Annotated in this window: 23 protein-coding genes; 13 read left to right on the top strand and 10 right to left on the bottom strand. The window is 57.3% G+C overall.

Annotation, left to right across the window (positions count from 1 at the left end):
• The first annotated feature begins 113 nt into the window (after nt 1-113).
• The gene (locus QPL94_RS05060; RefSeq protein WP_285355938.1) at nt 114-389 is read left to right on the top strand and encodes a DUF2061 domain-containing protein; all 276 of its coding nucleotides are present in this window, start codon (nt 114-116) and stop codon (nt 387-389) included.
• Between the two features lie 18 nt (nt 390-407).
• Here the strand turns inward: QPL94_RS05060 and QPL94_RS05055 are convergent, their stop codons facing one another.
• Nucleotides 408-1,850 (bottom strand): dihydrolipoyl dehydrogenase, encoded by a 1,443-nt coding sequence (locus QPL94_RS05055; RefSeq protein WP_285355937.1) that lies wholly within the window; start codon nt 1,848-1,850, stop codon nt 408-410.
• Between the two features lie 175 nt (nt 1,851-2,025).
• On the opposite strand from QPL94_RS05055, the gene QPL94_RS05050 reads away from it, so the two are divergent.
• Entirely contained in the window at nt 2,026-2,691 is a 666-nt protein-coding gene (locus QPL94_RS05050; RefSeq protein WP_285355936.1) for a LysE family translocator, read from the top strand.
• Between the two features lie 148 nt (nt 2,692-2,839).
• Here the strand turns inward: QPL94_RS05050 and QPL94_RS05045 are convergent, their stop codons facing one another.
• Together QPL94_RS05045 and QPL94_RS05040 are read right to left on the bottom strand one after the other, a co-directional pair.
• Nucleotides 2,840-3,898 carry a 3-deoxy-7-phosphoheptulonate synthase gene (locus tag QPL94_RS05045; protein ID WP_285355935.1) on the bottom strand — a complete coding sequence of 353 codons (1,059 nt, stop codon included), beginning with the start codon at nt 3,896-3,898 and terminating at the stop codon, nt 2,840-2,842.
• A 132-nt stretch (nt 3,899-4,030) separates the two neighbouring features.
• Nucleotides 4,031-4,267, bottom strand: coding sequence for a hypothetical protein (locus QPL94_RS05040; RefSeq protein ID WP_137436113.1), 237 nt, complete (start codon nt 4,265-4,267; stop codon nt 4,031-4,033).
• On the opposite strand from QPL94_RS05040, the gene QPL94_RS05035 reads away from it, so the two are divergent.
• Nucleotides 4,260-5,057 carry a secretin N-terminal domain-containing protein gene (locus tag QPL94_RS05035; protein ID WP_285355933.1) on the top strand — a complete coding sequence of 266 codons (798 nt, stop codon included), beginning with the start codon at nt 4,260-4,262 and terminating at the stop codon, nt 5,055-5,057. The two genes, QPL94_RS05040 and QPL94_RS05035, sit on opposite strands and share 8 nt — an antisense overlap.
• 6 nt (nt 5,058-5,063) lie before the next feature.
• Here QPL94_RS05035 and QPL94_RS05030 read toward each other — a convergent pair whose 3' ends face one another.
• Entirely contained in the window at nt 5,064-5,573 is a 510-nt protein-coding gene (locus QPL94_RS05030; RefSeq protein ID WP_285355932.1) for a DnaJ domain-containing protein, read from the bottom strand.
• A 320-nt stretch (nt 5,574-5,893) separates the two neighbouring features.
• On the opposite strand from QPL94_RS05030, the gene QPL94_RS05025 reads away from it, so the two are divergent.
• Together QPL94_RS05025 and QPL94_RS05020 are read left to right on the top strand one after the other, a co-directional pair.
• Entirely contained in the window at nt 5,894-6,997 is a 1,104-nt protein-coding gene (locus QPL94_RS05025; protein WP_285355931.1) for an efflux RND transporter periplasmic adaptor subunit, read from the top strand.
• The gene (locus QPL94_RS05020; protein WP_285355929.1) at nt 6,997-10,092 is read left to right on the top strand and encodes an efflux RND transporter permease subunit; all 3,096 of its coding nucleotides are present in this window, start codon (nt 6,997-6,999) and stop codon (nt 10,090-10,092) included. The genes QPL94_RS05025 and QPL94_RS05020 overlap by 1 nt, the downstream gene beginning before the upstream one ends.
• A 58-nt stretch (nt 10,093-10,150) precedes the next feature.
• On the opposite strand, the gene QPL94_RS05015 is transcribed toward QPL94_RS05020, so the two are convergent.
• Together QPL94_RS05015 and QPL94_RS05010 are read right to left on the bottom strand one after the other, a co-directional pair.
• On the bottom strand, nt 10,151-11,119 hold the full coding sequence (locus QPL94_RS05015) for an AraC family transcriptional regulator (protein WP_285355928.1): 969 nt from the start codon (nt 11,117-11,119) through the stop codon (nt 10,151-10,153).
• A gap of 101 nt (nt 11,120-11,220) precedes the next feature.
• Nucleotides 11,221-12,900, bottom strand: coding sequence for a putative bifunctional diguanylate cyclase/phosphodiesterase (locus QPL94_RS05010; RefSeq protein WP_285355926.1), 1,680 nt, complete (start codon nt 12,898-12,900; stop codon nt 11,221-11,223).
• A 227-nt stretch (nt 12,901-13,127) separates the two neighbouring features.
• Here QPL94_RS05010 and QPL94_RS05005 point away from each other — a divergent pair, with 227 nt between their 5' ends.
• The 5 genes from QPL94_RS05005 to QPL94_RS04985 all read left to right on the top strand — a co-directional run bounded on the left by QPL94_RS05005 (nt 13,128) and on the right by QPL94_RS04985 (nt 19,218).
• Nucleotides 13,128-14,759 carry a methyl-accepting chemotaxis protein gene (locus QPL94_RS05005; RefSeq protein ID WP_285355925.1) on the top strand — a complete coding sequence of 544 codons (1,632 nt, stop codon included), beginning with the start codon at nt 13,128-13,130 and terminating at the stop codon, nt 14,757-14,759.
• A gap of 50 nt (nt 14,760-14,809) precedes the next feature.
• A complete protein-coding gene (locus tag QPL94_RS05000) occupies nt 14,810-15,133 on the top strand; it encodes a DUF3301 domain-containing protein (protein WP_285357838.1) in 324 nt (107 codons plus the stop codon).
• Between the two features lie 154 nt (nt 15,134-15,287).
• Nucleotides 15,288-16,214, top strand: coding sequence for an esterase/lipase family protein (locus QPL94_RS04995; RefSeq protein ID WP_285355923.1), 927 nt, complete (start codon nt 15,288-15,290; stop codon nt 16,212-16,214).
• Between the two features lie 91 nt (nt 16,215-16,305).
• Nucleotides 16,306-17,403 (top strand): lipase secretion chaperone, encoded by a 1,098-nt coding sequence (locus QPL94_RS04990; protein ID WP_285355921.1) that lies wholly within the window; start codon nt 16,306-16,308, stop codon nt 17,401-17,403.
• A gap of 78 nt (nt 17,404-17,481) precedes the next feature.
• Nucleotides 17,482-19,218: a hybrid sensor histidine kinase/response regulator gene (locus tag QPL94_RS04985; RefSeq protein ID WP_285355920.1), complete on the top strand. Its 1,737-nt coding sequence runs from the start codon at nt 17,482-17,484 to the stop codon at nt 19,216-19,218.
• Nucleotides 19,219-19,232: 14 nt separating this feature from the next.
• Here QPL94_RS04985 and QPL94_RS04980 read toward each other — a convergent pair whose 3' ends face one another.
• Complete coding sequence (locus tag QPL94_RS04980; protein ID WP_285355919.1) at nt 19,233-19,895, bottom strand: response regulator transcription factor; 663 nt, start codon at nt 19,893-19,895, stop codon at nt 19,233-19,235.
• A gap of 211 nt (nt 19,896-20,106) precedes the next feature.
• Here QPL94_RS04980 and QPL94_RS04975 point away from each other — a divergent pair, with 211 nt between their 5' ends.
• The 3 genes from QPL94_RS04975 to QPL94_RS04965 all read left to right on the top strand — a co-directional run bounded on the left by QPL94_RS04975 (nt 20,107) and on the right by QPL94_RS04965 (nt 23,124).
• On the top strand, nt 20,107-20,847 hold the full coding sequence (locus QPL94_RS04975; protein WP_285355917.1) for a substrate-binding periplasmic protein: 741 nt from the start codon (nt 20,107-20,109) through the stop codon (nt 20,845-20,847).
• Between the two features lie 106 nt (nt 20,848-20,953).
• Nucleotides 20,954-22,249: a pyridoxal phosphate-dependent aminotransferase gene (locus tag QPL94_RS04970; RefSeq protein WP_285355916.1), complete on the top strand. Its 1,296-nt coding sequence runs from the start codon at nt 20,954-20,956 to the stop codon at nt 22,247-22,249.
• 50 nt (nt 22,250-22,299) lie between these two features.
• Nucleotides 22,300-23,124, top strand: coding sequence for an inositol monophosphatase family protein (locus QPL94_RS04965; protein ID WP_285355915.1), 825 nt, complete (start codon nt 22,300-22,302; stop codon nt 23,122-23,124).
• Between the two features lie 122 nt (nt 23,125-23,246).
• On the opposite strand, the gene slmA is transcribed toward QPL94_RS04965, so the two are convergent.
• The 3 genes from slmA to thiS form a co-directional block, all read right to left on the bottom strand.
• On the bottom strand, nt 23,247-23,843 hold the full coding sequence (gene slmA / locus QPL94_RS04960; RefSeq protein ID WP_285355914.1) for a nucleoid occlusion factor SlmA: 597 nt from the start codon (nt 23,841-23,843) through the stop codon (nt 23,247-23,249).
• Nucleotides 23,844-24,017: 174 nt separating this feature from the next.
• On the bottom strand, nt 24,018-24,827 hold the full coding sequence (locus QPL94_RS04955; RefSeq protein WP_285355912.1) for a thiazole synthase: 810 nt from the start codon (nt 24,825-24,827) through the stop codon (nt 24,018-24,020).
• Nucleotides 24,828-24,878: 51 nt separating this feature from the next.
• The gene (gene thiS / locus QPL94_RS04950; RefSeq protein WP_285355910.1) at nt 24,879-25,094 is read right to left on the bottom strand and encodes a sulfur carrier protein ThiS; all 216 of its coding nucleotides are present in this window, start codon (nt 25,092-25,094) and stop codon (nt 24,879-24,881) included.
• Nucleotides 25,095-25,102: the final 8 nt, after the last annotated feature.

Raw genomic sequence — 25,102 nt, 5'->3', positions numbered from 1 at the left:
TCAACCGCACATCAATAGCAGAACGCTATAGAATCTGTTCAAACAATCAATTTAACAATGATTATCACTTGCTATTGAATGGATTCATAGTCACTGAGCAGGCAGAGCCGATCATGAGTACGTTGAAGATGTTTGTTCATAATCACCGAGCCAAGGGTGACAACTCCGTGCTGAAAACCATCACGTTTGCGATAACCCACTTCACCGTTGCGTTTACCGTCGCCTACCTCCTGACCGGCGACCTGCTCATAGGAAGCCTGATCGCCATGGTGGAGCCAGCCATCAATACGGTTGCCTACTTCTTCCATGAGAAGATATGGGCCCGTAAGCAACTGATTGCAAGGGATGCAGCCAACAAATCACCGGGGCCGGTTGCCAGGAGCTTTTGACACAGGGGCCCTGTGGCGTTAGCCACCCGGGCCACAATCCAGGCATTGCTCAACCGGTTGCGGGCCAATATCAAGGTTGCGGTTGAGATCCCGCAGGGCGGTACGGAGTCCCTCTTCAATGACCGGGTGGTAAAACGGCATATCAAGCATTTCACTCACGGTCATGCGATTTTGTACGGCCCAGGCCAACAGGTGGCCAATATGTTCGGCGGCAGGTCCAAACATCTCTGCGCCAAGAAACAATCCGCTACCGCGCTCACCGTATAGATGCAGCAAACCTTTATTGGCACCAATGACCCGGCTACGCCCCTGCCCTTCAAACGAGACTTCGCCAACGGCGTAACATCCTTTACAGCGCTCGCTGACTTCCTTCAGAGTCATGCCTACCGTGGCGATCTGCGGGTCGGTAAACACAATACCCAGCGGTACCCTTCGCAATCCTGCCCGTACGTCGGGATAACGGCCGGCGTTGTCGCCTGCAATGCGCCCCTCGTCGGCAGCCTCGTGCAGCAGTGGAGCGTCGTTATTGGCATCGCCGGCAATGAATATGTGGCTGCCACTGCATTGGAGCGTGTAGTGGTCAAACAGCGGAGCGCCCCGGTCATCCTGGGCAATATCGGCATTCTGGACATCCAGCCCATCCACATTCGGACGCCGGCCCGTAGCCGCCAGCAGGTAATCAAAGGTTTCCGTCACTTCACCGTGATCAGGATCGGTAAACCGGATGCTGACACCTTCGTCTGTCCTCTCCACTGACTTCACTTTGGCGTCTGCATCCAGAGGAAATTCTTCATTGAACGACTTGAGCGCATACTCCCGAATGGCGTCTTCCTGGAGCGGACCGACACCACCGCTAACGCCAAACATGCGAACCCGCACTCCCAGCCGGCTGAGCGCCTGCCCCAATTCCAGACCAATAATGCCGGGGCCAAACACCGCCACCGAACCTGGCAGATCGTCCCACTCAAACACATCGTCATTAACGATCAGGCGATCCTTGGCGTCCTTGAGAAAACCGGGGATATTCGGCCGCGACCCCGTGGCAATAACCACCCGCCCGGCCTCTATTTCCAGGTTATCGCCGACAACGATCCGGTGTGGTGACAGGAACCGGGCGTGGCCACGAACGCGATGAGCTTCCGGGAAATCTTCAACCGCTTCCAATACGAAGTCCACGAAACGATCCCGCTCCTTGCGCACCCTTTCCATCACTGCCTTGCCGTCGATACGGACATCACCGGGATGAACGCCAAACACCGGAGCCTTCTTCAGGTGGTTGGCACTGTCTGCAGCCGCAATCAGCAGCTTACTCGGCATGCAACCAACCCTGGCACAGGTTGTCCCATAGGGGCCCCCTTCAATCATGACAAGATTATCCGTATGCTTGCGGGCGGCACGATAGGCGCCCATGCCGGCCGTGCCTGCTCCGATAATCGCGACATCTACCTTACGCTTGTCCACGTCAACAACTCCTGGCCCGTCGGAATGTTTCAATTGCTTGCCTGAGTATAGAGGGGAATTCCGGGAATGGTTCAGATCCGGATCAATGCATTGGTTGCATCCTGCACAGGACTTTTCAATCCCGGCCTTCTAGACTGACATCCTGCCCCGAAATTCCCCATGGAGACAAACACACATGCACGATTACTGGCCGGAGTTCATTACCGTTGCCATCGTCCACTTCCTCGCCGTCGCCAGCCCCGGTCCGGACTTCGCCGTAATGCTCCGCCAGGCCCTGTGCCAGAGCCGCCGCAACGCCCTGCTGACTGCCTCTGGCATCGGCACCGGCATACTCATTCATGTGGGTTATTCACTGCTCGGCATCGGCCTGATCATCCAGCAATCCCTGGTGCTGTTCAGTATTCTAAAAGTTGTCGGAGCGCTGTATCTCACCTGGATTGCAATCCAGTGCCTGCGCTCGAAAGCCGGCAGTATTCACGTGGAGACAGCTAACGGAGAGCAGCAATCAGGCCTGGCAGCCTATCGGCTGGGCTTTCTCACCAATACGCTGAATCCAAAAGCGACTCTGTTCTTCGTTTCGCTCTTTTCGGTGATTATCAGCCCCGGCACACCGATTGCCATCCAGTCTGCCTACGGCATCTACATGGCTGTCGCGACAGGTTTGTGGTTCATGGCGGTAGCAGTGTTTTTCACGCTGCCACAGATCCGCAAGGGCTTTAACCGCTTCGGCTACTGGCTGGACCGGCTGATGGGAGGCGTCTTACTGTTGCTTGCAGGACAGCTGCTGTTTTCTACTGTATCAGGGGATGGGAGTGGGCCTGCCAACCCTGGTCAGGACTGAGGGCCGGTTGCCGGACTCGGGCGGGTAGCATTGGCCAGGACACGCCCACGAGCACGTCCATGTGGGGCTCGATCGCGCCATCCCTGGCGCTCAACGGTCCTGACCAATGCTACCCACCCGACTCATCGGAACTGGGTGATCTCGCCGGCTACAAGGACCTGAGTAATTCTTCCGTCTGCTTCCAACTGATGCAGGGATCGGTCAGGGAACATCCGTAGAGCAAATCGTCGCTGTCATTCTGGCGGCCTTCTTCGAGGAAACTCTCCAACATCAAACCCACAATATTCGGGTTGCCCGATCGTTTCTGGGCGATCACTTCTCTGGCAATCTCCAACTGTCTCAACGCCTGCTTCTGAGCGTTGTCATGGCTGCAATCGACCATCAATGAAGCAGAAACTCCAGCACCCGTTAGCGATTCAACTGCTGCACGGATACTTTCGGCATCGTAATTGGTTATGCCCCGCCCGCCGCGCATTACCAGATGAGTGTCGGGATTACCATCAGTCGTGATCATGGCCGGGGAGCCATTGCTGCCCACGCCAAACCGGTGATGAGGATGTGCGGCTGATTTCATGGCGTTGATCGCCACGCCAATACTGCCGTCGGTGCCGTTCTTGAAACCCGTTGGCATGGGCAGACCGCTGACCAATTCCCGGTGCACCTGGGACTCGGTGGTGCGGGCGCCAATGGCGGTCCAGCTGACGAGGTCGCCGAGGTAGTCCATGGCAAACGGGCTCAACGCTTCCGTGGCCAGTGGCAGGCCCATGTCTGACAGATTAAGGAGCAAGCGGCGGGAACGCAGCAGGCCTTCGTTAAGGTCACCGGTACCGGTGCGTTCGGGATCGTAGAGCAGGCCTTTCCAGCCGACGGTGGTGCGGGGTTTTTCGAGGTAGGCTCGCATTATAATCAGGAAACGGTCACTGACATCGTCCGCCAGCTTTTTCAGCTTTTCGCCATACTCCAGTGCTGCCACTTCGTCGTGTATGGAGCAGGGCCCGATAACCACCAGCGTTCTCGGGTCCTTACCGTGCAACACTCGGCGTATGGCCTCCCTATGCTGGTCTATCTGCGCCTGCACCTTGGCGGATAGTGGCAGGCTGGCGCGAAGTTCCGCCGGCGTCGGCAGCAGAACCTCCCCGCTTGTGCCCTCCACCCGGGGTGGCCGGCCCGCTTCGTTCACTGTCTCGATATTCAGCGACATGTTCATGGTCAGTGTTCCCGTTTCCCTGTGTCAGAATCAAAAAAGCCCCGGCTGGGCTACCAGTCGGGGCTTTTTGAGTCCGGTGGCAGCCTGGGTTTCTGCCGGGCTGCCTTCCTCGTTATTCGGTCGATGAAGATCTTATGGGCGGCCCCGGCTCTGGCTAAAATAAAAGCCATAACCAAACCACCAGAAAAACACAGCAGCGACCGCAGCCATCGGTTTATCGCCGAAAGCTTGCAGAACATTCAATTGACAGGTCGTGTGTGTCGTCTTCATGCTTTCCAATATATATCCCCGGATTCCGGCTTTGCAACCCGTAAATCCGGTTTTTACGGAATTTCCGGTCAAACCTGTCGCGGAGTTTTCAATGCCCATTCACATTGCCCGGCCCGTTTCGACACATTTTGCGCTACTGATGGCGCTACTATTCCTGTTTTTTTCAGGAACCATCGCTGCGACACCCGAAGCCCGCACCTATGAGATGAGCCAACGCCCGGCTGAGGATGTTGCCCGGCAAATTCGCGAACTCTACCCCAATGGCCAGATTTCCATCACCGCCCGTGGCCAGCAGATGGTGGTGCGGGGCGAGCCTTCGGTACTGGATGAGATCGGCATGCTGGTGGAAACCATGGACGTCGCACCGGTGCAGATGCGCATTACGGTTCGCTCCCGCAACAGCGTCGACAGTAAAAGTGGCGGTGTGGGAATCTCAGGCGACAATAACCGGGTGAACGTCCAGGCTGAACGCAAGGTCACTACCACGCGACGCAATCAGGAGCGCACCCTGGTGGTTCAGGATGGCCAGTCAGCCCACATCACCTCCGGGCAGGTTCGAACCGTGCCGATTGCCATTAGAGGCGGCCGAAACCCGGCAGCGTTTCTTGATCAGGTGGAAACCCGCAGCGGTTTCCTGGTGAGCCCCCAGGTTATTTCCGACCAGGCCATCGAGCTGAATATCGTCTCGTTCGAGGAAGACCCGGACAGTGACATGCCAGGCTATGAAACCGAAGCGCTGATGACCATCCGCAGGGTAGAACCGGGCGAGTGGGTAGAGCTTGGCAGCACCCGCGAGCGAAGGGTTGGCAAACAGTCTGGAATCATCTACCAGACCAGTGGCAACAGCCGGCAGAACCAGACGTTTGAGGTGAGAGTGGAGGTATTCTGAGATTGATCAGGCCTGGCCTTTGAGCAATACCGCCTTGGCTTCATTGATTTTCGCGGCCAGGTAATCGTTACCACCCCGGTCAGGATGCAGTTTTTGAATCAGCCGCCGATGTGCCTGAATGATCTCCTCGCGGGTACAACCCGGCGTGACACCCAACACCTCGCACGCTTCCTTGAGCGACATGTTACCGGAGCTGGCCTGAGCCTGGTTATACCCAGTGGCGCTCTCCTTATCACCCTGGCTGTCTCCACCCGGGCCCTGACCAAAAACGCGGCCGACCATGGGCGCAAACCTGAGCAATGCGGGCAGCTTTCTCAGTAAGGGCAACAAGGCAGCAACGGCGGCGGTCAGCACATGAACCCGGCCGGTCAGCACCATAAACAGAAGCAGAGCACCGCCTGCGACGAGTACAATCTTCCAGGTCGCCGCTTTTTTCTTTTCAGGGGTCAAAGCCCCCCACTGTTTCAGTACAATGAATGCGCCAGCGGTCAGAGCAATACCAAGAATCCAGTGCATTCGATAATCCTTATTGGCACTCGGGTCGTAATTCTGTCATCGGCGAATGACAATATTACCGGAAAAGGTGTTCCCGACGTCTATATACAGATGATGCCGGCGCCCCTGATTCGGCGCAGTAATTGTACGCACATTTACTGACAAATCGGTGACAACGCCCCCGACCGTTGTATAGGATGCTATTCTTTACGGTTTGCCCATGTTGTCTCATTGACCACCGTCTTCCAGCTCGCCGCACACTTCGGCCGCCAGGAGGGATGGACGAGCCTACGAAACTGACACGATCATCTGCAACAGACAGACGACCCAGGATCTGAACTATGCGCACTGCCTCCCGCTTCCTGATTGTAATCATTTTTCTCGGCGTCGTACTTGGCGGCATTTTTGGTTACAAATTCTACCAGTTCGGCCAGATGGAAGAGCAGTTCTCCCAACCGCAACCTCCGGCACAAATATCTGTAACCACCGCAAAAGCTGAAAAATGGACGCCTGAGCTCAAGGCCGTAGGCAGCGTTGAAGCGATTAACGGCATTGAGGTCGCCAACGAAGTACCCGGCATTGTTGAGACTATCAACTTCGAGTCTGGTGACACCGTTAAAAAGGGCGATATTCTGATCCGGCTTGATGCGGCCATCGATGAAGCTGCGCTGCGCACACGCCGGGCCGAGGCCCAGTTGGCCGAGCAGGAATTCAAACGGGTCTCTGACCTGCTGCCGAAACGCGCCGTGTCCCAGTCCCAGTATGATGAAACCAAGGCCAACTTCGATGCCGCCCGGGCCCGCGTCAACGAAGCCGAAGCCCAATTGAGCAAAAAGGTCATTCGCGCGCCTTTCGACGGTAAACTCGGCCTGCGCCTGATTGACCAGGGCGAATACATCGGCACTGGTACACCCATCGTCGAAATCAACATGCTGAACCCGATCTACGTGGATTACACCCTGTCCGAAAAAGAGCTGGCAAGGGTTGCCCGCGACTACGACGTGGTGGCAACAGTAGCTGCAGTTCCGGAACGTACTTTCGAAGGCAAGGTAAGCGCCATCAACACGTCGGTAAATCCTGAAACCCGTACCGTGCGCATTCGCGCCACGCTGGAAAACGAGGATAACCTGCTGCGCCCCGGCATGTTTGCCACTATTTCTACCCGCCAACCGGAAGACCGCGAGGTTATTACCGTGCCTCGCACCGCCATTTCCTATAACACTTACGGCGACTTTGTCTTCGTTGTGGAAGAGAATGACGACGGTGAGCTGATCGTTAACCGACGCACCGTACAGACGGGCAATACCCGTGATGGCCGGGTTGCCATAATCGATGGCCTGCAAGACGGTGAACAGGTTGTCTCCAAGGGCCTGCTGAGATTGCGCGCAGAACAGCGGGTCGAGATTCAGGACGATAACGACAAGCCGGCGGAGGCGTCCGAGTAATGCGTTTTACCGACATATTTGTTCAGCGCCCCGTACTCGCCACGGTGGTCAGCCTGCTTATCCTGTTGCTGGGTGCGCGGGCAGCCATGGAAATGGAAATACGCCAATACCCGGAGCTGGAAAGCACCACGGTAACGATCACCACGGCCTATCCGGGGGCGAGTTCCGACCTGGTCAAAGGGTTTATTACCACCCCCCTGCAGCAGGCTATTGCTGAAGCCAGCGGCATTGACTACCTGACCTCCACCAGCTCCCAGGGCCGGTCCACCATCGAAGCCAAGATGGTACTGAACTACGACGCCAACGCCGCGTTGGCGGAGATTCAGGCCAAGGTTGCCAGCCAACGCAACGTACTTCCGGCGGATGCCCAGGACCCGGTCATCAGCTCTACTACCGGTGACTCGACGGCCCTGATGTACATCGCTTTTTACAGCGATGAACTGAAAGTTCCCCAGATTACGGACTACCTTACGCGGGTTGTTCAGCCCAAGCTTCAGGCACTTTCCGGCGTAGGCAAGGCTGACCTGTTGGGGCGCAAGTTTGCCTTGCGGGTCTGGCTTGATCCGGAGCGACTGTCAGCCGTGGACATGACGCCCCGGGAAGTGGTGGATGTGCTGCTGAAAAACAACTACCAGGCGGCGGTAGGCAACACCGAAGGCAAGTACACCAAGATCAGTATGACGAGTGATACTGACGTGGCCGATCCGGAGCAATTCAAGGATCTGGTTGTGAAGGAGTCTGACGGTACCCTGATCCGCCTGCGTGACATCGCCCGGGTCGAGCTGGGCTCGGAAACCTACGACCAGCTCGCGCTCTACAAGGGGCAGCCGGCTACTTATGTGGCCATCGAGCTTTCACCCGGCGCCAATCCACTCACCGTCGCCGAGAAGGTCAAGGACGAACTGCCCGGCATCGAGAGCCAGCTGCCTTCGGGTCTCAATGTGCGTCTGGCCTATGACGCCTCTGACTTTATCGACAACTCCATCAACGAAGTGATAAAGACGCTGCTGGAGGCAATGGGCATTGTTCTGGTGGTGGTCTTCCTTTGCCTCGGATCTGTCCGCGCAGCCGTGGTGCCATCGGTTGCAGTTCCCTTGTCGCTGATCGGTGGCGCGTTCGTCATGCTGATGATGGGTTTCTCTCTCAACCTGCTGACGTTGCTCTCCATGGTGCTCGCTATCGGCCTGGTGGTGGACGACGCCATCATCATGGTGGAGAACGTTCATCGCCATATCGAGGACGGTGAATCCCGTTTCGATGCGGCCATAAACGGTGCAAGGGAAATGGCCACGCCCATCATTGCCATGACCACCACACTGGTAGCCGTCTATGCCCCAATCGGGTTCATGGGTGGCCTTGTAGGCTCCCTGTTCACCGAATTCGCCTTCACTCTGGCTGGCACCGTTGTTATTTCCGGCATCGTGGCGCTGACGCTGTCCCCCATGCTGTCTGGCAAGATCCTTAAACCCCATGGCAACCCGGGCCGCTTTGAACAACTGGTCGAGCGCAGTTTCGGTGGGCTGGCCAATGGTTACAAGCGTGCCCTCAGCTCTCTGATGGATACCAAGTCGGTGGTTATCTTCTTCGCCATCGTGGTTCTGGGTTCCATTTACTTCATGGTGGCAATGAGCCAGAACGAACTGGCACCTACTGAAGACCAGGGCATTCTTTTCTATCAGGGTACCGCAGCACAGACAGCTACCCTGGATTACCTGCAGGAGCACGGCGACGAAGTGCAACAGCGCATGTCGACGGTGCCAGGTTACAACGAAGACTTCATGATTCTCGGCATCACTGCCCCCAACGCCGTATTCGGCGGCTTCAAGATGAAGCCCTGGGGTGACCGCGACATCAGCCAGTTTGAGGCCCAGCCGCTGCTGGACAAGGAACTCAAGAACGTGACCGGGCTGCAAACCGCGGTATTCCCGCGCCCCTCCCTGCCAGGCTCCGGTGGTGGTCTGCCGTTCCAGTTCGTGATTACTACCGGTGAGGATTACGAGCGCCTTAACGACATTGCCAATGAACTCCAGGGTAAGGCAATGCAAAGCGGCAACTTCATGTTCCTGCAGAAATCCATCGATTTCGATCGCCCTGTTACCCAGATCCAGGTAGATCGGGACCGGGTAGCGGACCTCGGCCTGTCCATGCAGGACGTTGGCCAGACCATGTCCAGCATGTTGGGCGGTGGTTACATAAACCGGTTCAACATGAAGGGCCGCTCCTACCAGGTCATTCCCCAGGTAGACCAGGAATTCCGCATGGATGAGCAGGCGCTGAATGACTATTACATTCGTTCAGACAGCGGCCAACTGGTGCCGCTATCCAGTGTAATCAGCTTCGAGAAGACGGTAGAACCGTCCCAGAGGACCCAGTTCAATCAGCTGAACTCGCTGACACTGCAAGGTGTGATAACCCCGGGCGTGACCGTGGGCGACGCCATGGCCTTTATGGAGAAGGCCGCCGACGAAAGCTTCCCCCAGGGTTTTTCATTCGACTACACCGGCGAATCAAGGCAGTTTGCCAACCAGGGCAGCGCATTGGTGGTGACCTTCTTCCTGTCACTGCTGGTAATCTACCTGGTGCTGGCGGCGCAGTTCGAAAGCTGGCGCGACCCGTTCATCATCCTGGTGTCCGTCCCCATGTCGGTAGCCGGTGCCATGGCGTTTATCGTGCTCGGCTTCGCCACCATGAACATCTATACCCAGGTAGGGCTGATCACCCTGATCGGGGTGGTGTCGAAGAATGGCATCCTGATTGTGGAGTTCGCCAATCAGCTTCAGGTGGACAGAGGGCTGAACAAACGGGAGGCTGTCATCGAGGCCGCAGCCATTCGCCTGCGACCGATCATCATGACATCCCTGGCACTGATCTTCGCCATGGTGCCGCTGCTGATCGCCGTGGGCCCCGGCGCCGAGAGCCGCTTTGCCATCGGCCTGACCATCAGCACCGGCCTCGGCATCGGTACCCTGTTCACCATCTTTGTGCTGCCGGCGTTCTACATCCTGCTGGGCCGTGACCATCATGGTTCCGCCGCCGAGCAGTATGCTGATGACTCCGGTGGGGCCGACGGTGGCAGGCCCGCAACGGCCCACTGACCGCAGCTGACCAAAGCCCGGCCACGTGCAAGTGCGCCGGGCTTTTTGGCTCTCCGGTTCAGGAAATGGCCAGGGGGTGCTCAGACTGCTCGTTTTCAACCGTAAGCAAGTTGCGTCTCCATTGAGTGGTTTCGCTGGGCAATTCCCCGAAGTGCTCCCGGTATAGGGCAGCAAACCGGCCAAGATGGGAAAATCCCGCGTCGACCGCATACCAGGAAATATGCGGCACCGTGCACTGACAGTCCACCAACTGGTACCGTACTCTCATCAGACGATTGCGCTGATAGAGACGGTAGGGTGTTATGCCGGCTTCCCGCTTCATCAGGTAGTAGAGATTGCGTTCACTGACGCCAGCGTGGCTGGCCAATTCCTTCAGATTGAAATCCCAATCCGGTTCCCGCCTTATCTGCTCCAGGGCACGAAGTAACCGACGGTCAGGCCCGGAACAATCACACGTTGGAATTGATTCATCCCGTGAAATCCGGCCCAGCTGACAAAAAAGCTCGCTGGTCATTTGTCTGGCGTGATTGTGGTCCCGAAAGAACAGTGAGCGACGCAGGTAACAGTCGATCAGTTCATGACAGGCCGATATCAGCCTGTCTGCGTCCGGGGTCGCAAGGCTGCCCAAAATGTCTGTTCGCGGCCTCATGATCATCACCCGGCTGAATTCCGGTAGCCGCAAATGAAAACGGTCTTCGGGAGGGGCAACTGTCAGCTTCGCCAATGGCTGCCAACAGCCACCTTGCCGCGCAATCTCGACGCCCCCGGCCAGCGGCATCAGAAGAACCGGGGCAGCCGTGCGGCATCCAGTCATATCCATGCCCTGACTGGCATAGATGCAGACAATGAAACCCTGGTCCGACTCAAGGGCCGACAAAGCCCCGACAGGACCACCACCACGGTGTAATCTGCACGCCATGTCCTCACAGCCGGAGATTTCCCGGATGGCCGCAAGCCACTCTCCGAGCGACGCCCGGTTGAGTCTCAGATAGGCGTCAAGTTCCAGTATTGGTGCTGTATGCGGCATAGGGTCCTGAGGAAGTCGATGTTGCCCCCTTATTAGAACAATCCAGGCGCGACACCTAGCCAGATGTTGCAAAATCTCCCGAAATCGATGTTTGATTCACTCTATTTTTGATGTTGATCAATAAGCGTTGTGTTTAACGCCAGCCAGGGTTGAGGTCTGGCCATCAGGAACCCCTGGCCTCGATGGCACTTCAATTCACAAAGTTTCCGATACTGCTCCTCACTTTCGATACCCTCGGCGACCACTTCCAGGTCAAGCGCCTCGGCAATCCCCAGAATCGCTGAAACGATCCTGGAATCCCGGGACTTGCTTCCCAGGCGCCGGATGAACTGCCGGTCAATCTTGAGAACCTGTACCGGTAATGTGTGCAAATAAGCCAGCGAGGAATATCCCGTGCCGAAATCATCGATGGCGACAATCACGCCCTCCTCGCCCCATATCCTCAGGCGATTGAGGCACTGCACGGACAGGTTCATCAGGTGGGTTTCGGTAATCTCGATTTCAGGCCACCAGGCAATCCTGCGAATTCGATCGAAAAGCGGGTTCACCAAACCTTCGAGGCGGTTATCAGTGATCTGACGAGCGGAAATATTAATGGCGAGACAAAGCCCCTCGGGCAAACCGCCCGGGGCGGCGGGCAAGTCCGCAAGAATACAGCGCACCAGGTGTTCAGTCAGCTCATGAATGTGGCCCCGCTGTTCCGCGATGGGAACGAAATCAGCAGGCGAAACCGCGCCAAATTCGGGGTGATTCCAGCGTATTAGCGCCTCCAGCCCGGCGACTCGTCCGGTATCCAGTTGATACTGGGGCTGGTAGACAACGCTGAATTCTTCCGGCGCCGTCTTCAAAGACGCAATCAAGGCCTCCGAGAGACGCTGTTCGTACCGCCCCAGTTCGGTATCCGCCGCACTGTAGATTCGATAACAGGCACGCCCCGCCAGTTTGGCGGAATACATGGCACGATCCGCATTCTGCAGGAGGTTACTACCGGATTCACCGTGGTCCGGAAAAACAGCAGCGCCAACGGAGGCTGACAGGAAAAACTCCCGATGATCAACCACCACCGGGGCCTGAAAGATCTGGGTCATGCGCTGGCAGACACTCTCCAGATCGTCATCCGACTGCAGCTCGATGAGGGCTGCAAACTCGTCACCGGAAAGCCTGGCGACCAAGTCGCCGCGTCTGAGCACACTCTGGATACACTGGGCAGACTGTTGCAAGATCCGATCACCGCAATCGTGACCGTGCAGGTCATTGACTGATTTGAAAAAATCAAGGTCTACATACAGCACTGCAAATCGGCGGCGTTCCTGCGCTTGCCGGGATACCCGCGCTTTGAGGAACTCCTGGAACAGCAATCGGTTGGGCAGGTCTGTCAACGGATCATAGTAAGCCAGAGAGGCCAGCCGCTCATCGCTGGCCTCAGCGTCGCTGACGTCCATAAAAACACCCGCATAAAACTGGCGGTCGTCATGCTCTACCGGGTAGATCATTAACCATTGGGGGTAGGTCTCACCATTCTTGCGCCGATTCCAGATCAGGCCTTCCCAGCGTCCTTGATGATCAAGGCTCTCCCACATCGCCTGATAGAACTCGGAGGAATGTAACCCTGAGCTGAGTAACGAAGGCGCCTGACCGATAACTTCATGCGTCTGATACCCGGTTACCGCACGAAACTTCCGGTTAACGTAAGCAATTCTCGGTTCTGTTGTCGACAGCATGATCGCCTTGGGATGGTCATCCACCAAAGCCTTGAAGTCTTGTTGTTGTAATGCCTGCATACGCCGATTACTCCTTTCAGCAGTCCCTGAATCTGGTCCGACCAGCTCCAGTCATCAGCATAAGGCCTATATGTCACCCACCTAGCCATATATTGCAAAATCCACGAAGCTAAGACGAAAGCACGAGAATATGTGAAAAAATGGTCAATTATTGCAATAACCGGATATCGGACATGCCAGATGCAACCGATAGTTAGGTGACAATAAAAACTGGCTCAGGATTTACAATGCGCGTTAACGAACCGGTCACCCAGAAAGAGCAGATATATCCGGAACATTATCACCTGATCACCACAACCGACCTTCGCGGAAAAATCACTGCCGCCAACGAAGAATTTGCCAAGATTGCCGGTTATTCGTTGGAGGAGTTGGTTGGCCAGCCCCATAACCTTATACGCCATCCAGACATGCCCCCGGGCGCCTTTGAAAATCTCTGGGAGACCATCAGGGCAGGCGAATCCTGGCGCGGCATCGTCAAGAATCGATGCAAAAACGGCGACCACTATTGGGTAGATGCCTTCGTGACCCCGATTCGCAAGAACGGTGAAATTGTCGAATTTCAATCGGTACGCACACGCCCTCAACCCGACCAGATCGCCAGGGCCGAAAAACTCTATCGAACCTGGAACCAGGGAAAGGTACCCCGGCGGAATCTGGCAATCAGCCCATCCCTGTCCTTAAAGCTCGGCGGCCTTTACGGGATTCTGGCCGCAGTCATTCTCGCATTTGGCATGAATGAACTTGCTCTGCCCCACATGCTCATTATCCAGGGGGGCGTACTCACTGTATTCGCCGTATTATTCTGGCTTACCCTGCCGATGGTGCGCAGCGCCAGAGCTGCCTGCTGCGAGGCGCATCCAGCAATGCCCTGGATCTATACCGGCCGCAGAGACGAAGGGGCCTGGATCGAATTCGATCGGCAAAAACGGGATGCAGTCCTCCGGGCCGTCTCTGCCCGCATGCATGCCAATATCGGACAGCTTCATGGCCGGAAACAGAGAACGGTTGAGTGGGTGTCCAACTCCGTGGCCAGTATCCGCAGCCAGCAGGAGGACATTCAGGACATCACCCGGGCATTTGAGGAGCTTGCTGAGAGCGTCCGGCGGGTCAGTGAACTCACCACCCGCACCGATGAGGCAACCAACGATGCCAGAACGTCCGCCGGACAATGTCATGGCCAGATGGCGACCATGAACCAGTCACTCTCAGAGCTGAGCAGTCAGCTGTCTGAGGCCAACGAGCGCATGAAGAGTCTTTCTGAAAGAAGCGATGCCATCGGAATGGTGCTCGATGTCATCTCGGACATCGCCGAACAGACCAACCTGCTGGCACTGAATGCTGCCATTGAAGCCGCCAGAGCTGGGGAGTCTGGTCGTGGTTTTGCAGTGGTCGCGGACGAGGTCCGCGGCCTTGCCCGTCGAACCCACGAATCAACACGCAAGATTGATGAGATGATCGGCGCACTCCAGACCGAAACACGGGAGGTCGTCGATGTCATCAATAATGGTGCCCTTAGTTGTGAGCAGACCGCCGGAATCGCACGTGAGGCCAGTGAAACACTGGAAGCGGCCTTGCGAGATGTCGATGTCATAACATCCTGTACCCACGAGGTCGCGGGGGCGACGGAGGAGCAAGCCGCCCTGAGTGTTCAGGTTGAGCGACAGGCGGAACGCCTTTTGGAACTGGGCAACCGGTCGGTGCAAAGCAGCGAGAACGCAAGGGAAGAATCAGAGCATCTGGGCAGCAATGTTGATCAGGCCCAGCTTCTGACCAGTCACTTCCTTCAGATGTTGTGCGAACGGCTGCTCCCTGCTAAAGCTCCAAAAGACAGGCAGCGATTCCCCGAGCCATCGCAATAGGGTAGGCTGGCAATCTGCCCTGTATCTTGAACTGGAAGATTGCCATTACTGTGACTCTTGGAAACCTCTTCTGGCTGTTTGTGGCCGGGTTCGCCATCTGGTACTGGTGGCGGGCCAAGGCCATAACGGACTTTGTGCTGCAGGCAGCCAGAAGCTACTGCAAAAAGATGGACGTGATGCTGCTGGATGATGCCGTGTATCTCCGCGGCCTCTGGTTCAAGCGGGACGAAAACGGCCGTATTCGAGTCTGGCGTCGGTTTCTCTTTGACTTTACGTCCACCGGAGAAGAGCGCTATAACGGCCGCATCATCATGCTCGGCCAGCGCATTATTCATATGGAGCTGGAACCCCACCGCTTCGGTCCCGACCTGTAGGACGCCCCGGAGCCATCCCCTGCAATCTACAACAGACTGCCTCCCCCAAATGGGCGATTCTTACTCGCCCTGCAATCGCAAATAATCCCCAACGCATTGGCGACAAAGGCTGCCAGATCCGGTAGCCGATCGACAAAAACAACAGGAGTCAACCATGCGTAAACTCATCACTTTTGCAGTGATTATGGGCTGTGTCGTGCTTGCCGCACCCACACTCAGCCATGCCAGCTACACCCAGACAAAGCATCCCATTGTTCTGGTTCATGGTGTCACCGGCTTCAACACCATCGGTGGCCTGATCAACTACTTCCACAACATCCCCTGGAACCTGGAGCGCAGTGGCGCCAGGGTGTATTCGGCCAGCGTGTCGTTCGTCAACAGCAGCGAACAGCGTGGCCAGCAGCTTGCCAACTATATCAATGGCCTGGGGCAGTCCAAGGTCAATATCATGGCTCACAGTCAGGGCGCACCCACCTCCCGGGTAACCGCTTCACTGATTCCCCACAAGATCGCCTCGATTACTTCCATCAACGGGGTTAACAAGGGATCCAAAGTCGCCGACGTGGCCCGTGGCATTCTCCCCCCCGGCAGCTACGTGGAAGGTGGCGCCGATGCCATTGCCAATGCCCTGGGTGACCTGGTCAATGCCCTGTCAGGGTCCGACAATCCCCAGGATGGTGTAGCCGCTCTGGAAACTCTCACCACCCGGGGAACCACACAGCTCAATGATGCGCTGGGATGGAAAGGGGTCAACCGCTGGTCCTGTGCCGGCACCGACGAAAATGTCTGGATTAATGGCAACAGGATCAAGTTCTTTTCCTGGACCGGCACCTCCGTCTGGACCAACTGGACAGACATCACTGATCCGTTCCTCGGCGTTACGTCACTGGCCTTCGGCAACGAAGCCAACGACGGTCTGGTAGGTGAGTGCGCCACCAAGATGGGCAATGTCATCGGTACTCATTACGACATGAACCACGTGGACGCCATTAACCATCTGTTTGGTGCCCGTTCCTGGTGGACCAATCCGGTATCTCTTTATCGCAGCCACGCCAATCGACTGAAGAATCGCGGGTTATAACCGGCCAGCGTTTCTCCTTGAGCTGAAACGTCACCGGACCGGCTTTGCCGGCTCCGGTGACCCCTGTATTAGCGTCGGCCGGATACCTGATATGCCCCGTCACAGATCATTCAACAAACGAACCTTTATTCCCGTCATCACGGTCATACCCGTGGTTGTGTTCAGCATCTGGATACTGACTGAGCAACCTGAGCGCAAAGCGGAATACACAAACGCCGCGGCCACCGAAACCGCTGCCGTCCCGGCGCCGGAAACAGATCCACCGGCCAGTAAAACTGACATTGCAGACGATAAAGTGCCTGATCGCTATCGCACTCCGTCCAGTCTCGGCGACAAACCCTTCGCCAGCTCTCTTGCCGGCACCCACATTGACGGCAGCCTCCAGGCCGACAGCAGCGGCAATCTGGTGGTAAACCTGGAAACCAGGGACTTTTTCGATTACTTCCTCAACACCGTTGGCGAAGTCTCCCCCGAGAGGTCTCTCGCTGAAATCGAGAGGCTGGCCCGGGAAAACCTTCCCCCTAAGGCGGCCGAGCAGGCGCTCGCCCTGCTTGATCAGTATCTGACCTACAAGGAAAGCGCCCTGGCCCTTGGAAGCCAGAACCTTGATCCCAGCCGACAGCACGACCCCCAGTATCAGCTACAAATGCTCAAAGGCGCGCTCACCGACCTGAAACAACTGCGGCGGAACTCCTTCGACGCCAACACCCGTGACGCCTTTTTCGGACTGGAGGAAGCCTACGGTGACTACACCCTGGCCAGCATGGACATCCAGCAACGAGACGATCTTTCCCCGCAAGCGAAAGCGACACTGCAGGAGTGGCATCGCCAGCAGCTTCCTGACGTCATTCGTCGTACAGAAACCCGCATGATGGCTGACGGGGAGCGCTACCGGCAGCGTCAGGAAGTTCTCGCCAACGCCAGCTCTCCGGAAGAGGCGGGCAAACAACTCAAGGCACTGGGTGTGGAACCGGCGCAGACTGAAGAGGTAGTGACCTACCTGGAAGAAAGGCAGCAGTTTGACCAGCGGTTTGAGCAGTATCGCCAGGAACTTGCCAGCCTGAACCAGTCCGGGGTTGCCGAAGAGGATCTGGCAACCATGGAAGCCCGCCTGCTTGAACAGCATTTCGAGGACGAACAGTCCCGGACATGGGCGAAGCTGCGCGCTCTTGAAACACAATCGCCGTAATGTGCTCTACTGCCATTCCTGATGACCCGGCGGCGTTAAACTGAAGAAAACCATAAAAACACCGCCGGACAGTTGGCCATGAACATTGATCAGTTGCGGGCGCAGCGATCCTCCGGATTCCGGAGATTGCGCTTCGAGCCCGATCTGGAGCGCTGCTACCGCAACATCCGGAACGAAGGCATTCGTGAACGAGCACGCCCCGTTTCTGCGGCTGCCCTGCTTCTGTTCCTGGTTTATGCCCTCCTCGACGCCCTGATACTGCCGCCCTCCATTGCCGGGGAAACCATGGCGGTCAGGTTGTTGATCACCTGCCCGGTGATTGCCGGCGTGTGGTGGCTCTCCTGGCGCAACATCAGTCCCGGCACCTTCGTCGCGCTCTATGGCGTTGCCTACCTGATTGGTGGCCTGAGCGTGGTCGCCATCATTGGTATTGCGCGGCTTGCTGACCACCCTCTGCCCTACGAGGGCATATTGTTGATGCTGATGTTCGGCTACTTCGTGATGGGTATCCCGTTCCGGACTGTATCGATTCTTTCCATGCTGGTGATCGCAGCCTATCTGGCGGTTGAAGCGGCAACCGGAATGAGCCTGCGCCAGATTCTGGTCAATGGTTTTTTCATGATCACTGCCAATATAATCGGCATGGTAGGTTCGTGGCTCAGTGAGCACCGGCAACGCGCCCACTTCCTCGATCGCCAGTTGCTGGAAACCTCCAGGCACCAGGCAGAACTGGAGAGCCAGCGCAAGACACACCTGATCACCGTTGCCAGCCATGACCTCCGCCAGCCACTGAACATCATCAGCCTGGTGCTGGAAAATCTCACGGCCAACGGCCTGCCAGAACATCAGGCAAGGCTGGTGTCGCGCCTCAAACACTCGGTCACCCACTTCAACAATCTGTTGGCTTCGGTGCTTGATGTATCGCGCCTTCAGGAGGGCATGATCATTCCTGAGCCCAAAGAACTGTCGCCCCTGGAAGTCATGCAACAAATCGCGGCAACCTGCTCTGAACAGGCTCAGCGCCAGGGTGTTGAACTCACTACTGAAACAACGGGACAGGCTGTCGGGGTTACCGCCGACCCCGAACTGCTGCACCGGGTACTACAGAATCTGGTGGTCAATGCGCTGGATCACAGCAATGCCACCAGGGTCTCGCTTGGTTCAACACGCGTTGGCGAGCAATTGGTCTTTGAAGTAAGCGACAACGGCAAGGGTATGGACGGGGCGACACTCGACCAGATCTTCGCCCCCTTTTATCGCAACAGCAGGCATAACGATCCGGGGCTTGGCCTGGGATTGGCCATTGTTCGCGAGCTGACCGGGCTGATGGGGGGCGCCTGTGAAGTGACATCCCGACCGGGGCACGGCACCTGCTTCCGGGTCAGCCTGCCAGCCGCCAAAGCGCCGGCAACAGCCACGATGCAACACGCTGGAAACACGGGCCACAGCAACCGGGATCATTGTCTGGTGGTGGTTGAAGATCACCATGAGGCAAGGCACTGGGTCTGCCAGACGCTCACAGCCTGGGGTTACCGGGTCCAGGGGTTCGCGACAGCCGAGCAGGCTGTTGATCAGTGGCCGGATCTGCCAGACACCCTTCTTGTCAGCGACATCCACTTGCCTGGCATGTCCGGACACGGGCTTTTTGATGTTTTACAGCATAGGCATTCCGTTGCCGGTGGCATACTGATGACCGCCAATACCGCCCACCCTCAGGGCTACGACCCCGCCCTGCGGCTCTGGATCCTGCACAAGCCGCTGATACCGATGCGCCTGCGGGCAGCCATTATGCACCTGACCCGCTCCGAAAACTGACAATGGCGCGTTTGTCAGATCAGCCCGAGTGCTCGCGCCTGGGCAACGCATTCCGTCCTGTTGTGGGCATCAAGATGGGCAAAGATGGCCTTGAGGTGAGTTTTCACCGTGTGCTCTGTCAGGTTCAGCACCTGACAGATTCGCTTGTTGGGCAGACCTTCCGCCAGCAGAACCAGTACCTCCAGCTGTCGCGGAGTCAGCGATTCGGGCATATGCGCAGGCATCTGCAACGACGGATAGAAAAGCTGTCCACTGCAGACCCGGCGCATCATCCGGACCAGCGAGTGGCGGTCGGCGGATTTGGGGAGAAACCCGACTGCTCCTGCCGACCTGGCGGCACGCACCGAGGTCTCGTCTTCACGGCTGGAAATCACCACCACCGGCACAGGAACCCCGAGCCCTCCCAACTCTGCAAAAAGTGACAGCCCTGCCTCCCCCTGAAGAGTCAGGTCCAGCAGGACAAGAGACGTTTGTGGGTGCTGGCGCAGGTCCTCGACCGCGTCAGCAACCGAGGCTACACAAACAACATCTTCAACCAGATTTTCCTGTTCGAGAATAGCGGTAAGCCCGAACAGAAAGAACGGGTGATCGTCCACAATAAGAACCCGGGACAACAGCGGATTGCTCCCGGATGAAGATGCTACGCAAGCGGCCTTTTCAGCCATTCGGGTATCCATTGGTATCTCCGCACGATTACTGTTTTTGTTACTGCGGCCAGCAACACTATACGAAGAAAACTGGCAACCGACCGTTTGCTGCTTAACAGTTTCTGACAGTATTATGGCTATTATCGAAAGCCGGATCGCTTTTTCAGCTCGTGCAGGGAGTGCGACGGGCCGCTATACTTGTTGCCTGAAACCCTTTGCACTGCCGCGGATTCAAACGCTGATGTTATTTCGTTTACCTGTCTTGCTGTTATCAGTGTTGCTGCCAGCGCTCACCCTTGCGGACACGCATATCCTGAGGGTTGTCACCTCCGAATACCCGCCCTACGAATACCTGGACGATGGTGTAGTCAGAGGCACCCACACCGATACCGTTCGCCAGGTGCTTTCTGCCATGGGCTATTTACCCGACATCCGTATACTGCCGTGGGCCCGCGCAGAAGCGAGCACCCGGGCTGGCACCTCGGACATGATCTATTCCCTGACGTACTCCCGGGACCGGAATCGCTACTACCACTTCACAGACCCCATCAGCCAGGCCCGCGATGTTTTTTTCGCACTGAAAGGTCGCGACCTTGAGTGGCAGGAACTGGACGACCTGGCCGGTCTGCGGATAGGACTGTCAGCCGCCTACAGCTACGCCCCCGAATTCATGAAGTGGCTGGCGGCGGGCAACGCCCGGGTGACTCAGATCAGCCAGGTGTCTCCTGAACTGACCGGGCTCAGAATGATTGCCTTTGGCCGTATCGACCTCTTTATCTGCGAGGAAACGGTTTGCCACCATCTTATTGAAGAGCACCTTTCGGAGTACCCGGAATTGTCCGACATTACCGCCCTGTCCGGAACGGTGGGAGCCAAACGGGGTTTCCGTGCCGCATTTTCCCGCCAACATCCCCGCGGAGCAGCCTTACGGGATGAATTCAACCAGGCGCTGAACAACCTCCGGTCCACCGATTCAGACTAGGGTTCCGTCGCTCCTGCGGCAATCACCTATCAGACAATGCACACAGATTCCCAGAGGTTTCCTATACTGCGGCTTATACCACCCAACCAGACAACAGACCGGAACCATGGATATCCAGACAGACCATCGCTACGCCATCAATCTCAACGTTCGGGGCATACAACCCTCCGCCACCCTGCGTATCAATGAACTCAGCAACCAGCTCCGCTCCGAGGGCCGTGATATCGTCAAGCTGGGGCTTGGCCAGTCGCCGTTTCCGGTACCGGAACGGGTAGTCGCCGCTCTGCGCGAACACGCCCACGAGAAAGACTACCTGCCTGTAAAGGGGTTGAAGTCCCTGCGGGAAGCGATTGCCGGTTACATTAATCGCCGTGAACGCATGCGCTGCAATTGGGAAGACGTACTGATCGGCCCCGGCTCCAAGGAACTGCTGTTCATGCTGCAGCTGGCCTATTACGGCGACCTGCTGATTCCGCGACCGAGCTGGGTTTCCTACGCCCCCCAGGCGCGGATCATCGGCCGCTCGGTTCACTGGTTGCCCACCCATGCGGAGAACAACTGGCAACTGACAGCGGAAGAGCTGGACATCGTTTGTCGTGACGACCCGTCCCGCCCGCGCATACTGATCCTGAACTACCCGTCCAACCCCACCGGCTGCACCTACACTGAAGATCAGTTGCTGGCCATTGCCAACGTGGCCAGAAAGTACAAGCTGATTTTGTTGTCGGACGAGATTTACGGCGAGGTGCACTTTGAGGGCAAGCATAAGTCGATTGCCCGCTACTATCCCGAAGGCACCATCATCAGTACCGGGCTGAGCAAATGGGCGGGTGCCGGTGGCTGGCGCCTGGGCACCTTTATCTTCCCACCGGAGCTGCGGCCGCTACAGAACGCCATGGCGATCATCGCCAGCGAAACCTACACCGCCACCAGCGCACCCATCCAGCACGCTGCCATTGCTGCCTTTACCGGTGGGGATGACCTGGACGAATACCTGAAGCAGTCACGCCGGATATTGAAAGTAGTCGGTGAGTACCTCCATCGCAGGCTCACCGCGATGGGGGCGGTGGTCCAGAAACCCGAGGGGGCGTTCTATCTGTTCCCGGATTTCTCCGGTTTCCGCGAGGCTCTGGCGCGGCGCGATATCAAGACCAGCCAGGCACTGTGCCAGTCCCTGCTGGAAGATACCGGTGTCGCCATTCTTCCAGCCAGTGATTTCGGCTTTGTTCCGGACCACCTGGCAGCACGCCTGGCGTTTGTCGATTTCGACGGTGCCGAGGCTCTGAAACTGGCAGGCGAGGATTACGCCGACCAGGAACTGGAGGACGACTTCGTCAACCAGGCCTGCCCGCGGCTGGTTAAAGCCATGGACAAGATGGAACAGTGGCTCACCAGCCTGTAACCGGATCATGTTAGACTGGCGCCCTCATTTGTTGATCGGAGGGCGCAACCTTGTCTGACCCGGAGACCATTGCCACCATTGCGAGTTTCGCCGAAGAGCTGGCCCTGAAGGCCGGCGAACTGGTCAAACGAGAGCGTGACGAAAACACCCTGCGCACGAACTACAAGCAACAGACGGAACTGGTCACCCACGCCGACGTGATGGCGGACGAGATGATCACCGGCGCCATTCGCGAGCGCTTCCCCGATCACCGCATTCTTTCCGAAGAAACCATGCCCGACCTGAGCCAGGCTGAGGAGCTGGACACTCCGTTGTGGATTATCGACCCCATCGACGGCACTGTGAATTACGCCTATGGTCATCCCCAGGTCGCGGTTTCTATTGCTTACGCCGAAAAAGGCCGGGTTCAGGTGGGCGTGGTGCATGCGCTGTTTGCCGGTGAAACCTTCCGCGCCGTTCGCGGCAGTGGCGCCACGCTGAATGGCAGCCCGATACAACACAGCGCAGCCACCGTGCCCAGGGATTCCCTGTTCGCTACCGGCTTCCCCTACACCAAGGACAGCCTGGAACCACTGCTACGCCGCCTGGACGCCATGATTCACCAGTGCCGCGACCTTCGCCGCATCGGTTCAGCCGCACTGGACATCTGCTGGGTGGCCTGTGGCCGGCTGGACATCTACTACGAAAACGTCAGCCCCTGGGATTTCGCCGCCGCACGGCTGATAGCCCTGGAAGCAGGTGCAACGGCGGGGCATTTCAGTGAAGTGCCGGATGGTTACCCGGCTGACCTGTGGGGACGGGATATCCTGATTTCGGCACCGGCGGTCTGGGAACCGGTGCGGGAGATTCTGCGTAAGGCCTCTGGCTACGAATAAGCTGCTCGGAATTGTAGAATGTAGGTCGGATTAGCGCAGCGTAATCCGACAAACCGAGTCAGAGCCGACACCTGATTGTCGGATTACGGCTTCGCCTAATCCGACCTACGTGTTACCGCGGGTCAGGGGTTGCCACCCCAGACAGCCTCGGCAACCAGCCCCCAGGCCTCCTCGAAATCATTGGAAGGCAACCGGGAAAACGAAGACCGGATAAACCGCTGCACCCTGCCCTCAACAAACACCAGCACAAAATCCGCACCGCGGGCCGAACTGGTCCTTGGCCGCAGGCCCTGGCGAATCTCACCCTCCTTCAGTGCCTGCCGCACCTGGGTTTCCAGCCGCTCGAAAAACTGAGAGGCGCGCTTGCGCAGGGCGTCATTCTCACCCATCAGGGCGTCCCCGGTCAGTACTGTGCACAATCCGGGATTACGCTCGGCAAACACCAGCACCAGGTGAACCAGTTGCTGAAGACGGACCCGTACCTCTTCCTGTTCCTGAAGGATCACCTGGCATCGGGAAAACACAGCTTCTTCAGCAAACTCGATAAGAGCCTCGAACATTTTCCGTTTACTGGGGAAATGGCGGTACAGGGCCGCCTCGGTCACCCCTACGGATTTGGCTAAGCCAGCGGTAGTAATACGAGCTCCGGGATCTTTTTCCAGGAGTTCAACTAGGGCATGGAGAATCGCTTCTCGACGACTTGGTTTTTGTTCTGTCATAACAGGACTGCAACGCTCTGGTTAACTCAGAAGTATGGATACAGGCGGGCGCGTCCATTCAGGACCGTAAAAAACAGGGACGTTTTTTACGAGCCTACAGGGACGTATTCACGGCGTGTCCTGAATGGACGCGCCCGCCTGTATTGGCACCTTAAGTCGAGATTGTGCCCCAGATCAGAAGAAGGTGCCATCGATGGGGGAGGACGCGCTGGCGTAGAGCTTCTTCGGCATCCGACCCGCCAGGTAAGCATCGCGGCCGGACTCTATCGCCAGACGCATGGCTTTGGCCATGCGGATCGGGTCCTGGGCCAGGGCAATGGCAGTGTTCATCAGTACGCCATCACAGCCCAGCTCCATGGCCAGTGTCGCATCCGAAGCCGTTCCAACGCCGGCATCCACCAACACCGGTACATTGGCGTTTTCGGCGATCAGGCGGATGTTGTAGCGGTTCTGGATACCCAGGCCGGAGCCGATGGGTGCGCCCAGGGGCATGATGGCGATACAGCCCATCTCTTCCAGGCGCTTGGCCAACAAGGGGTCGTCGGAGCAATACACCATCACCCTGAAACCGTCCCGGATCAGCTCTTCCGCCGCCACCAGGGTTTCTGTCATGTTCGGGTAGAGCGTCTTTTCTTCGCCCAGCACTTCCAGCTTGACCAGATCATGGCCGTCCAGCAGTTCACGGGCCAGCTTGCAGGTTCGTACGGCATCCCTGGCGGTGTAGCATCCGGCCGTGTTCGGCAGCATGGTGTACCGGTCGGGTGAGACCACATCCAGCAGATTGGGCTCATCCGGGTTCTGGCCAAGGTTGGTTCGACGTACGGCAAAGGTCACGATCTCGGCACCACTGGCTTCAATGGCGTGGCCGGTTTCCATCATGTCGCGGTACTTACCGGTGCCCACCAGCAGGCGGGACTGGTAGACCCGGCCGGCAATTTCCAGTGGCTTGTCTTCGGGAAGTGGTCTTTCGGAACTTTCACTCATGCTGAACACCTGAACCTGTCATTGAAATCGGGAATAAAAAAACAACCAGCCTCAGCCGCCGCCAATGGCGTGAACGACCTCAACCCTGTCGCCTTCGCTGAGCCTGAACTCGGTGTGCTGGCTGCGCGGAACAATGTCTTCGTTCACCTCCACCGCCAGGCGCTTGCCAGCCAGTACCAACCGCTCAATCAACACTGCCACCGTAGCTTCGTCGGGAAGCTCCATGGGATCACCATTTACCTGAACCTGCATAGCCCTTACCTGCATAACGTCTG

It is taken from the genome of Marinobacter sp. SS13-12 (genome assembly GCF_030227115.1).
Lineage (GTDB): Bacteria > Pseudomonadota > Gammaproteobacteria > Pseudomonadales > Oleiphilaceae > Marinobacter.
This window is presented reverse-complemented; position numbering and strand designations above follow the sequence as displayed.

What these genes read in the sequence shown, in the direction of transcription:
- QPL94_RS05060 (WP_285355938.1), top strand. Translation starts at nt 114, where the DNA reads ATGAGTACGTTGAAGATGTTTGTTCATAATCACCGAGCCAAGGGTGAC.
- QPL94_RS05050 (WP_285355936.1), top strand. Translation starts at nt 2,026, where the DNA reads ATGCACGATTACTGGCCGGAGTTCATTACCGTTGCCATCGTCCACTTC.
- QPL94_RS05045 (WP_285355935.1), bottom strand. Translation starts at nt 3,898, where the DNA reads ATGAACATGTCGCTGAATATCGAGACAGTGAACGAAGCGGGCCGGCCA.
- QPL94_RS05035 (WP_285355933.1), top strand. Translation starts at nt 4,260, where the DNA reads ATGCCCATTCACATTGCCCGGCCCGTTTCGACACATTTTGCGCTACTG.
- QPL94_RS05040 (WP_137436113.1), bottom strand. Translation starts at nt 4,267, where the DNA reads ATGGGCATTGAAAACTCCGCGACAGGTTTGACCGGAAATTCCGTAAAA.
- QPL94_RS05030 (WP_285355932.1), bottom strand. Translation starts at nt 5,573, where the DNA reads ATGCACTGGATTCTTGGTATTGCTCTGACCGCTGGCGCATTCATTGTA.
- QPL94_RS05025 (WP_285355931.1), top strand. Translation starts at nt 5,894, where the DNA reads ATGCGCACTGCCTCCCGCTTCCTGATTGTAATCATTTTTCTCGGCGTC.
- QPL94_RS05020 (WP_285355929.1), top strand. Translation starts at nt 6,997, where the DNA reads ATGCGTTTTACCGACATATTTGTTCAGCGCCCCGTACTCGCCACGGTG.
- QPL94_RS05015 (WP_285355928.1), bottom strand. Translation starts at nt 11,119, where the DNA reads ATGCCGCATACAGCACCAATACTGGAACTTGACGCCTATCTGAGACTC.
- QPL94_RS05010 (WP_285355926.1), bottom strand. Translation starts at nt 12,900, where the DNA reads ATGCAGGCATTACAACAACAAGACTTCAAGGCTTTGGTGGATGACCAT.
- QPL94_RS05005 (WP_285355925.1), top strand. Translation starts at nt 13,128, where the DNA reads ATGCGCGTTAACGAACCGGTCACCCAGAAAGAGCAGATATATCCGGAA.
- QPL94_RS04995 (WP_285355923.1), top strand. Translation starts at nt 15,288, where the DNA reads ATGCGTAAACTCATCACTTTTGCAGTGATTATGGGCTGTGTCGTGCTT.
- QPL94_RS04990 (WP_285355921.1), top strand. Translation starts at nt 16,306, where the DNA reads ATGCCCCGTCACAGATCATTCAACAAACGAACCTTTATTCCCGTCATC.
- QPL94_RS04985 (WP_285355920.1), top strand. Translation starts at nt 17,482, where the DNA reads ATGAACATTGATCAGTTGCGGGCGCAGCGATCCTCCGGATTCCGGAGA.
- QPL94_RS04980 (WP_285355919.1), bottom strand. Translation starts at nt 19,895, where the DNA reads ATGGATACCCGAATGGCTGAAAAGGCCGCTTGCGTAGCATCTTCATCC.
- QPL94_RS04975 (WP_285355917.1), top strand. Translation starts at nt 20,107, where the DNA reads ATGTTATTTCGTTTACCTGTCTTGCTGTTATCAGTGTTGCTGCCAGCG.
- QPL94_RS04970 (WP_285355916.1), top strand. Translation starts at nt 20,954, where the DNA reads ATGGATATCCAGACAGACCATCGCTACGCCATCAATCTCAACGTTCGG.
- slmA (WP_285355914.1), bottom strand. Translation starts at nt 23,843, where the DNA reads ATGACAGAACAAAAACCAAGTCGTCGAGAAGCGATTCTCCATGCCCTA.
- QPL94_RS04955 (WP_285355912.1), bottom strand. Translation starts at nt 24,827, where the DNA reads ATGAGTGAAAGTTCCGAAAGACCACTTCCCGAAGACAAGCCACTGGAA.
- thiS (WP_285355910.1), bottom strand. Translation starts at nt 25,094, where the DNA reads ATGCAGGTAAGGGCTATGCAGGTTCAGGTAAATGGTGATCCCATGGAG.